The sequence below is a fragment of the Streptomyces sp. NPDC047853 genome, from assembly GCF_043204535.1.
Taxonomy (GTDB): Bacteria; Actinomycetota; Actinomycetes; order Streptomycetales; family Streptomycetaceae; genus Streptomyces.
On sequence record NZ_JBIDCI010000044.1, the window covers coordinates 1 to 8,397 of the forward strand.

The window sequence follows — 8,397 nt, forward strand, 5'->3', positions numbered from 1 at the left end:
GGTGTGGAGTGGTCGCCTTGGGCGGCGAGGCGCCGGTCGTACGCGAGGGTGGCCAGCCAGCCGCCGTCGATGCCGAGACCCACGACCAGGGCGACGCCCCAGTGCATCGAGTCCCCGAGCCACATCACGACCACGGCCAGGGTCAGCACCATGCTGACTGCCGTCATGGCGACCGCCGGGGCGGCGGTCATCGAGCGCTTCTGCATGGTCACTTCCCCTTCCGGATCTCGCGGATGAGCAGGTAGCCGATGCAGCCGCCGACCGTGACCGCGACCGCGACCAGGGCGACCGCGAGGAAAAGGCCGGTCAGGACGCAGGCGCAGGCGGCACCACCGGCCACCCACGCGGCGGCCCGTCCGGCAGAACGGCGGGGAGCCGGGGCGTGGGTCGAGCAGCCGCACGAGCCGTGAGCCGGGGTGGCCGCCTGGGCGGCCTGCATCACGGCGAGGATCTGGGCGAGTTGCGCGGCCTGGGTCTCCGCCTGGCGGACGTCGGCCACGGCCTGGGTCAGGTCGGTGCTCATGCCGACACCTCCCCGGCCTGCGTGGCGACGGACAGGGTGCCGTCCTCGGCCCGGATGACCCGCTTGGCGTCGACCAGGGCCTTGACCGCCTTGCTGACGCTGCCCTTGTTGATGCCGGTCACGTTGGCGACGTCGGCCACCGTGCGCGAGCCCGCAGCGATGGCGGCCGCGACCCGTTCGCGGTTGGTCGGCTGGGCCTTGGGCTGGGGCTGGGCCGGGACCGCAGCCGCAGGCGGCGCCAGGACGAAGTCCTCGTCCTTGACCAGCCGCAGCGGAGCGGGGGCGTGGGTGCCGGCCGTTCCGGCAGACATCTCCCCGCGGCTCCAGATCGGGCGGTCCGGCAGGGCGATCACGTCGGCCGGGCTGAACGCGCGGGTGCGGATCGGGTGCGGCGGAGCCTTGGGGCCGGACCGCAGCAGGGCGACGCCAGGCATCGGCAGCTCGTGCGCGTGCCAGCCCTTCTCGGTCGCGTCGTCACCGAACACGACGCGGGACTCCCCGGACGTGCTCAGCGCCAGCGCGGCCCGGTAGGTGATCTGGGCGCTGATCTGCGGGTCAATGCCTCCCTTGGCGTCCATGGTGGGTTTCTGGGTTGCCCAGATCAGGATGATTTCGGCGGCCCGCGCCATCCGGGCGAGGGTGCCCAGGTTGTCCATGACGCGCTTGTACTCCTTGTCCCGCGCCATGCCGATGACCTCGGCGCCCTCGTCCACAAAGACCGTGATCCGGGGCCGGTCCGGGCTGATCTCGATGGTGTCCCGGCCGCGCGGGATGAGCGCCAGGCGGTCGTGCATCTCTGCGACCAGTTCATCGGTCACGTCCAGGACCTCATCCGCGCTGATGGCTACCCGGGCACGGTGCTGCCAGTTGATCGCCTCCACCCGCTTGGGGTCGATGACGACCAGGCGGTGATCCGGCGCCTCCGAACCCTCCGCGAGCAGAGCCCGCGTCGACCAGCTCTTGCCCGAGCCAGACGTACCAGCGATCAGCATGCGGCGGCCCAGCGGGACCATGACCGACTCACCGGTGACCGTGTCGACGCCCCACGGGGCGCCCGGAGTCCAGCCGGACAGGTCGATGCCGTCGGCCGCCGACCGGGTCCGCAGCGTGATCACGGCGCGGTCGCCATGCGTGCCCGCCTTGATCTCCATGCGGAGGTCCGTCCGGGCCCCGAGCAGCGCCCGGATCTCCTCGTGCTTGGCCTTGAAGGCGGACGGCTTCCACCGGCCATCCAGGCGGACCTGCGTGACCAGCCCGGCCGGGGTGACCTCCACCGGGGCCGGGATCGTGCCGGACAGGCCGCGTTCGTCGGCGTGCTGGGCCCAGTACGACGGGTCGAGCCGCTCGACCAGGCGCCGCTCCTCGGCCGAAAGCCCATCCTCGATCCGGACCGACGCCTTGCGCCGACCCAGCCACAGCGCGCCCGCGTTGGCGACGATGAGCCCGGCCGACAGCGCAGGCGGGAACGCGGCCCAGTCGTGCGACCAGAACGCCCACGAGATGCCGGCCGCAGGCACACCGTGCGCGGCGTGCGCCTGAATCGCCCGCGCCCGGAGCGTCACCGGGTACTGCTTGCGCGCCTCCTGCAGCGCCGCCTTTGCCGACTCGCGCTGAGCGCGGGCCGCCTTGTCCGCCGTGCGAGCCGCCCGACGACCGGCTGACAGCGGGTTCTTGGACGCCGACCGCGCGGCCTGCCGCTGGCTCTTCGCCGTGGCCGCCGTCGACCTCGCTGAGTTGTGCGCCCTCTGCGCGTCCATGAGCCGCTTGAGGTTCTCCGGCGTCCGCAGGGCCATCCTGCGGTCCGCCTCCTCGTCCCACTTGGCCGCGAACGGCACGAACGCCGGGGCGATCTCATCGAGCGTGTTGGTGATCACGGAGCGACCAGAGTTGGTCACGCCGCTGATCTTGGACCAGACTTGCTTCCTGTCCACGAGGATCCCTTCGACTGGTGATCGTGGATAGGGCCGGATCGTCGTTCCCGCGACGGTTCGGCCCGCCTGTTTTGGGTGGGTTGCTCCCTGGGTTGCATGCGCGCCCCCGAGTTGACCCCCACAACCGCCTCTGACCTGCGAGGTTGCGGGTTGCTGCGGTTTTCGGGGAGGGGGCTCTACGCGTGCGCGCGCGAGGGGCCGCTAGTCGATCTCCCGCTTCGACCACGCCCGCGCGGTGTTCGGGGAGACCGCCGTCAGCTCGTTGATCCGGCGGTAGGGAACTTCCATCCGGACCGCCTCCTTGACCAACGGACGCAGCTCCCGGTCCACCTCGTCGAGCTGAGCGAGGAGCTTGATCCGCTTCTGTCCCAACGGCTTGAGCGCCGCCTCTGCTTCGGCCCGGAGTTCGGCCGGTGTCTTCTGCGTCATGTGCTGAGCTTGACACACTCACGCAGCCTCAGCAAGTAGCGCACTCCGAATGGCTGAATGACGTTGATTGGCCAGATCACGTTGCGCTTTTTGCGGTACAACTTTCTCTACTTGATCAAGGCGGCCCGCGAGCGGGCCGCGCGGCCCGGCCCTCGCCCGGGCCGCCGCTCCTGTCTCCGCCCCGCTCCGGCCCGGCCGCCGACCGGCCCGCTCACCCAACGAGGCGGCATCTCGCCGGGGCTTACGCGCGCCTGCTCCGCCGAGTGCGAGCTTCGCCGTTGTGCGCGTGGACACGAGCAGCGGGGAGGGGTGGGGGGCTCGAAGCGCTGAGCGGCCGTCTGAGCGCCTGTGAGCCTCCCGGACCGCCGTACCCCCGCCGTCGCACCAGACGGGCGCGTGAGGCGACCTGACGGCCCGTCTCGGGCTGATGGGGGGCGCCTGCTGCCGCGATGTGGCTAAGCCCGTCGTGGGCGCTCCGCTCAGCGCGGCGCCGTCGTGCCTGAGCATCCGGCCTCCCGTGATCACTGGGGCACCCACCGTAGGGACCGGTACCGACAACGGATCAAGGGGTTTCTGGCCCGTCGTCCTCCGGCCGCCACAGCGGCATGGCCTGTGCCGACCTCAGGGGCCGTCGCCGCCGGGGTGGCAGAGGTGCCGGCGCCTGCCTCGCATCCGGCAGCGCGGGCGACTCCTGGGGGGCCGCAGCGGGCGGGGCGAGCAGGAAGTCGCCTGGGGGCGGAGGCGCCGGAACTTCGGGCTCCACCTGCGGCTTTGCAAAGTCACGTGAGCTTCCGAACCTCTCAGGAAAGTCACGTGACTTTGCTTCGCGCGCCTCCGCCTCTTCAGCCCGGCCTTTCGCGTACGCGTTGAACAGCTTCTTGCGTAGCTTCCTGGCCTCGTGCGCCCGCTGGACGCATCCGCGCTTGCAGTAGGCCCGCGGCTTGGTGCCCCGGCTGGGCGGTACGGGTCCGCCGCACCATGCACACAGCTTCTCGCCGTCGCCGTTCGTGGGTGTCTCTGTGCTCATGGCCCAGGACGGTACGCGGCGGGTGTCATGGCGAGGCGGGTGAGTCGGGCCGGTTGTAGCCGAGCGCGTCTGCGACGCGGCGAACGGTTGATCGCTCCCGGTAGGCGTACTCGCGGTGGCTGCGCTTGCAGTAGTCGCGCTTCCGGCCGGTGCCGCTCTGGATGATCGGTTCGCCGCACCACAGACACAGCCGGTTGCCGTGCTCGTCGGTCGGGATCTCTGCCATGTCCTGCCCAACCGTGGCGGCCCTACTGAGGTTTCTCACCACTGCGCCGCGTCACGAGTCGCCCTCGAGGAGACTGGCCACCACGGCTCGGGCCGCCCCCGAGAACGTGGCGCCGATCGCGGCCAGGGCGCCCTTCTTCGCGAACTCCTTGCGTGGGTCCTGCGGCTGGGGCGCGGGTGCCGGCGCCTGCGGCTGCTGCTGGTCGCGCTGCTCGGTGCTCACGGAAGCCTCCTGGTCGTCGTACTTGGGTAATGGGGCGGGTGTGACGTTCGAGGACGGGCGGGTTAGCCCCGCAACTCCTCCACCCCTTCAAGGCGGGCTCGCGCCGTGGTCAACAGGACCAGGGCACGAAAAAAGGCCCCTGCTGCTGCGCAGGGGCCTTGCTGTTGCTGCGGCATACGACGGCCGGGACGGTTTTTCTCACGCTGCGACGACGAGGACCAGGAGCACGAGCGCACACCTTTGCATTCCGATCCAGCGGCCCCAGCGTGAACGTGTGCACGCTGGCAGCGACTGGCAGCGAGTTGTGGGTCACTGACCCCAGTAACGACCTTGGCCGTCCCCAGCCGCCGCGGCTTTCCGGGGCGACCGGGGACGGTCGTCAGTTCGCGGGCTGGGCAAGCCGGGCGATGTGCCGGGCTGCCCGCTCCTGGGTGGAGTCGGCGTCCTGCTCCTGGTCGTCGTCGTGCTCGTTCTCCCGGCGTCGACGAGCAGCTGCTTCCTCACGGCGGAGCGCGAGCGCGGCGAGCATGTCGGCGTACGCCTCGGCTACCTCCGCGGAGCTGAGCACCACCACGGCGTCGGCGGCGTCGGCCAGGACGAGGACCTCCCGCACGCGTTCGCCCACGGCGGCCGGGTCGGTGTTGCCGTCCTTGCCCTCGGCGGCCTGCGTGGCGGCGAGGTCGAGTGCCCGGCGGGTGACGGCCGTCCAGCCGTCCTCGGTGACCGCGACTCCCGCCCGGAGTTCCCCGTCCTCGGCGTCGGCGCCCAGGAGCAGGTCGAGGTCGTCCGCCTCGGTGTCGCCGCCGTCGATGCCCAGCATCTGGCGCAGGTAGCGAGTCCACTCGATCGCCCGGCGGCCCTTGGTCGCCCGCTCGTACTCGTGCCAGCGAGCCAGGTTCCACTCCAGCGAGCCGACCCCCGCAGCGTCGTCCTCGGTCATGCCGCCGGTCAGGTCCCCAATCCGGCCCAGGAGTTCGAACGGGGTCACGTTCCCGCCCGCTGCCGTCTTCAGGTCGGCGCGGGCGAGCTCCAGTGCCGGCGCCTTGCCGTCCTGGGTCTTGGCGATGTACTCGGCAAGGTCGTTCGCGTCGCGCTCAGTCTCCAGCCGCCTGAAGTCGACGCCGTGCCGATCGTCGGGCGTGAACTGCGGGTTCACCTTGCGCAGGGCGGCGGTCCACACCGCCCGCCAGTGCCCTTCCCACTCCAGCAGCGCGGCCGGGGACGGGGCGAACGTGTCGACCACCCGCTTGTCAGCCCGCTCGCCCTCGGTCCGGCCGCCGACCAGGACGATCGCGTGAATGTGCGGGTGCCAGCCGTTGATCTGCCCGACCGTGACCTCGGTCGCGCGGATCATGCCGACGTACCCGATCCGGTCGCGGATCCCTTCCCGGTCCTGGTGCCGGTCGCCGTCGGTGGCTCGCCGTCCGGCCCAGGTACCGCCAGTGATGAGCCGCTGGTAGGCGCCCGGCCGCCGAGGGGAGTCGGCCGTCTTGCGGGTGCCCTGCAGGGCGTCCATCAGGTCCGCGAGGCGGTCCGTGTGACCGTGCCGGGCGGTGAAGGTGACCAAGTAGGCGGTCCCCCCGAGCTTGATCCACTCGACCACGGCGCGGGTGATCTCCTCGGCCCGACCATGCCGGATGGTCGCGGCGCAGACGGGGCAGAGCCAGATCCGCCCGCACCGCATCAAGCCCAGGACCACGGACGTTCCGGCCGCCGTCTGCGCGACGATCACCCCGGACGCGGGGTCCATCAGCGCCCGGCCGCAGCCCTTGCACGCGGCGTCCCCGGTGATCCGCCACAGCGTCCGGCGGCGGGAGTACCGGGCGGCCTTCCGCAGGCGTGCGGCGTCGCTGCGGTCCTGTTCTGAGGGGCGCTGCGCCCCCTCAGACTTCCCCGCATCCCCCGTCCGCGTTTCCGCAGGTCGGAGGGGTGCGGGAAACTCTGTTGTTTCTTTCCCAAGGCGACCGGATTTGCCGGTCGACCCGCCGTTGCGCGCTTCCCGTTCGATCTTGGCAATGGCTCGACGAGCCGCGCTACGGCACGACTCGGAGCAGTAGATCTTGGGGCGTTTGCCCTGTGTGTGGGCAATTGGGGTGCCGCAGTGGCAACGCGGGCCGGAGGCCAGATGTGGCGATGCTGCTGCATCGCTCCGTACTCTTGGCACTGAGCAACGTTCCTGTTCTCGCCGTGGGTAAGCGGCGCGAGATCCGGGAGCGGACGGCCCAGGGATTAGGCCCCCTGGGCCGTTGCTCTTGGTCTGGGTGTTGATCCTGGCACCGATTGGCCGGGAGGTTCCCCCGGCTCGCCCGATGCCCCTTGGGGCTGGTGTGACTTGGAGGGCCGAAGGAAGCCCCGCCGGTGATCCGGCGGGGCTTTGACGTGCGGTCAGCCGTTCAGGTCGTCAGCGATCTCGCGGAGGTCCCGGGCGCGGACCTCGGCCCGGCTCAGCTCCTCGTCACGGGTGCGGGGCGCGCTGGTCATCCACGCGAACGGACGGGTGCCATCGGCCGCCTTGAAGACGCGGATCGCGGCGCCGTCCGGCGCGTCCGGCAGGGGGTAGACCCGGCCGTCGTCCAGCGAGGCGAGGAGTCGGGCGGCGTGGTGCTCGCAGCCCTTCGCTCCGGCGTTGTGCCGGTCGAGGACGGTCACGACGGGCGGGCCGTCGCACGGGGTCGGGTCCTCGGGGTGGGCTGCGGGACAACGGTCTGTGGTCATCGGTCGGTGCCCTCCTGGCCGTTCAGGTCGTAGTCGGGGAACTCCTGGCGGACGAGCGCCACCAGCTCGTGCTGGGGGCGGCCCAGGAGTCCGGCGGCGGCCATCCTGGCGTTCGCCTCGTTCGCGGCGTTCTGCAGCGTCTCCAGGGCGCTGGGGTGGAACGGGTCGGCGGCCACGGCCTTCGTGGTCTGGTGGAGCCGGTAGAAAGCCTGGACGGCCTCTCGGGTTGTCGCGTCCATGTGGTCCCCCTCGAACAGTCGGTTCTGTCTGCGTCTGCGTATCAGTCTGACACGCTCGTATCAGTCTGCGCAAGGGGGCCGGGGGGTTGTGTTCCCCCCGGCCCTCTCGGGTCAGGCGGCGGTGCTGAGTCGGGCGGCGAGCTGGGCGGCGGCGGCGAGGATCACGCGCACCTCGGCCTCAGCCGTGGTCGGGAGCTGGGCCGGTGCGGGTGCCGGCGCCTGGGGCGGAGTCGGGGCCGGGGCCGGTCGGCGGCGAAGGGCGACCGCCAGGGCGACCACGCTGCCCGCGACGCACAGCAGGTACAGGGCGAGGGCGATCACGCGGCTTCTCCCTTCTGGCCGCTGACGCGCCGCCAGGACGCCCGGAGACGGGTCTCCCCGGCGGAGTGTCCGGCCCCGCGGAACCGGTCGGCCATCTCGCGGTACGTGAGCGGCGGAACCTCACCGTGCCGAAGATCAGACACGATCCGGTCCAACTCCTCGTCCGTGAGCGCGGGGGCGGCCTCGATGGCCGGGACGGGCTCCGTGGGTCCCCAGACAGGGAGCCGCCATGACGGCTGTGACGCGGGTGTGACGCGCTCTGTGACGCAGGTCAGAGCCCGTGCAGTGCCGTCGCCCTGGCGGGCCGCCTCCAGCACCGACCAGGCCCCGGAGAGGGACTCGGCTGTCTTGGCCTGGACGCGTGCGACGCGTGCCCCGGCCTCCGTCACGGCCGTCAACCGGGTCTCCTCGGTGGCCGCTTCCGCCCGGAGCTGAGCGCGGGCAACGGCCGCTTGGTCGCGGGCCTCCTGCTGGATGCCACGGATCTGCTCCAGCGCGTCCGGGGTGAGCGCGGTCCGCTCCCACAGCCCGTGCACCAACCACAGGGCCTTGGCCGCGAGGGGGAGCCAGGCGACCGCGAGCCAGGGACCGGGGGAGTCCTCCCCGAACGCGTGGGCGACCAGGACGCCGGTCGCCACGGCGCCGAAGACCCAACCGACCACCGTCACGGGTGTGGAGTGGTCGCCTTGGGCGGCGAGGCGCCGGTCGTACGCGAGGGTGGCCAGCCAGCCGCCGTCGATGCCGAGACCCACGACCAGGGCGAC

10 protein-coding genes and 1 pseudogene are annotated in these 8,397 nt (G+C 71.7%); all 11 read right to left on the minus strand.

Translation table 11 applies throughout. The features are described from left to right. Positions 1-206, minus strand: a pseudogene (locus tag ACGF5T_RS35925) (protein spdB); the annotation flags it as partial. Positions 207-208: 2 nt separating this feature from the next. Next, positions 209-523, minus strand: coding sequence for a hypothetical protein (locus ACGF5T_RS35930; RefSeq protein WP_366769403.1), 315 nt, complete (start codon positions 521-523; stop codon positions 209-211). Then, the gene (locus ACGF5T_RS35935) at positions 520-2,454 is read right to left on the minus strand and encodes an FtsK/SpoIIIE domain-containing protein (RefSeq protein WP_366769404.1); all 1,935 of its coding nucleotides are present in this window, start codon (positions 2,452-2,454) and stop codon (positions 520-522) included. The genes ACGF5T_RS35930 and ACGF5T_RS35935 overlap by 4 nt, the downstream gene beginning before the upstream one ends. A 201-nt stretch (positions 2,455-2,655) precedes the next feature. Next, positions 2,656-2,883, minus strand: a complete 228-nt coding sequence (locus ACGF5T_RS35940; RefSeq protein WP_366769405.1) for a hypothetical protein — start codon at positions 2,881-2,883, stop codon at positions 2,656-2,658. A 1,052-nt stretch (positions 2,884-3,935) separates the two neighbouring features. After that, positions 3,936-4,136 carry a hypothetical protein gene (locus tag ACGF5T_RS35945; RefSeq protein ID WP_366769406.1) on the minus strand — a complete coding sequence of 67 codons (201 nt, stop codon included), beginning with the start codon at positions 4,134-4,136 and terminating at the stop codon, positions 3,936-3,938. 51 nt (positions 4,137-4,187) lie between these two features. Next, the gene (locus ACGF5T_RS35950; RefSeq protein ID WP_366769407.1) at positions 4,188-4,358 is read right to left on the minus strand and encodes a hypothetical protein; all 171 of its coding nucleotides are present in this window, start codon (positions 4,356-4,358) and stop codon (positions 4,188-4,190) included. Between the two features lie 379 nt (positions 4,359-4,737). Beyond that, on the minus strand, positions 4,738-6,108 hold the full coding sequence (locus ACGF5T_RS35955) for a hypothetical protein (RefSeq protein WP_366769408.1): 1,371 nt from the start codon (positions 6,106-6,108) through the stop codon (positions 4,738-4,740). A gap of 635 nt (positions 6,109-6,743) precedes the next feature. Continuing rightward, positions 6,744-7,073, minus strand: coding sequence for a hypothetical protein (locus ACGF5T_RS35960; RefSeq protein WP_366769409.1), 330 nt, complete (start codon positions 7,071-7,073; stop codon positions 6,744-6,746). Next, positions 7,070-7,312, minus strand: a complete 243-nt coding sequence (locus tag ACGF5T_RS35965; protein WP_366769410.1) for a hypothetical protein — start codon at positions 7,310-7,312, stop codon at positions 7,070-7,072. Before ACGF5T_RS35965 ends, ACGF5T_RS35960 begins: the two co-directional genes overlap by 4 nt. 111 nt (positions 7,313-7,423) lie before the next feature. Next, a complete protein-coding gene (locus ACGF5T_RS35970; RefSeq protein ID WP_366769401.1) occupies positions 7,424-7,633 on the minus strand; it encodes a hypothetical protein in 210 nt (69 codons plus the stop codon). Beyond that, positions 7,630-8,397 (minus strand): protein spdB (locus ACGF5T_RS35975; RefSeq protein WP_392890343.1); only part of this gene is annotated, 768 nt, incomplete at its 5' end. The genes ACGF5T_RS35970 and ACGF5T_RS35975, both read right to left, overlap by 4 nt.

What these genes read in the sequence shown, in the direction of transcription:
- ACGF5T_RS35955 (WP_366769408.1), bottom strand. Translation starts at nt 6,108, where the DNA reads ATGGACCCCGCGTCCGGGGTGATCGTCGCGCAGACGGCGGCCGGAACG.
- ACGF5T_RS35940 (WP_366769405.1), bottom strand. Translation starts at nt 2,883, where the DNA reads ATGACGCAGAAGACACCGGCCGAACTCCGGGCCGAAGCAGAGGCGGCG.
- ACGF5T_RS35945 (WP_366769406.1), bottom strand. Translation starts at nt 4,136, where the DNA reads ATGGCAGAGATCCCGACCGACGAGCACGGCAACCGGCTGTGTCTGTGG.
- ACGF5T_RS35960 (WP_366769409.1), bottom strand. Translation starts at nt 7,073, where the DNA reads ATGACCACAGACCGTTGTCCCGCAGCCCACCCCGAGGACCCGACCCCG.
- ACGF5T_RS35930 (WP_366769403.1), bottom strand. Translation starts at nt 523, where the DNA reads ATGAGCACCGACCTGACCCAGGCCGTGGCCGACGTCCGCCAGGCGGAG.
- ACGF5T_RS35965 (WP_366769410.1), bottom strand. Translation starts at nt 7,312, where the DNA reads ATGGACGCGACAACCCGAGAGGCCGTCCAGGCTTTCTACCGGCTCCAC.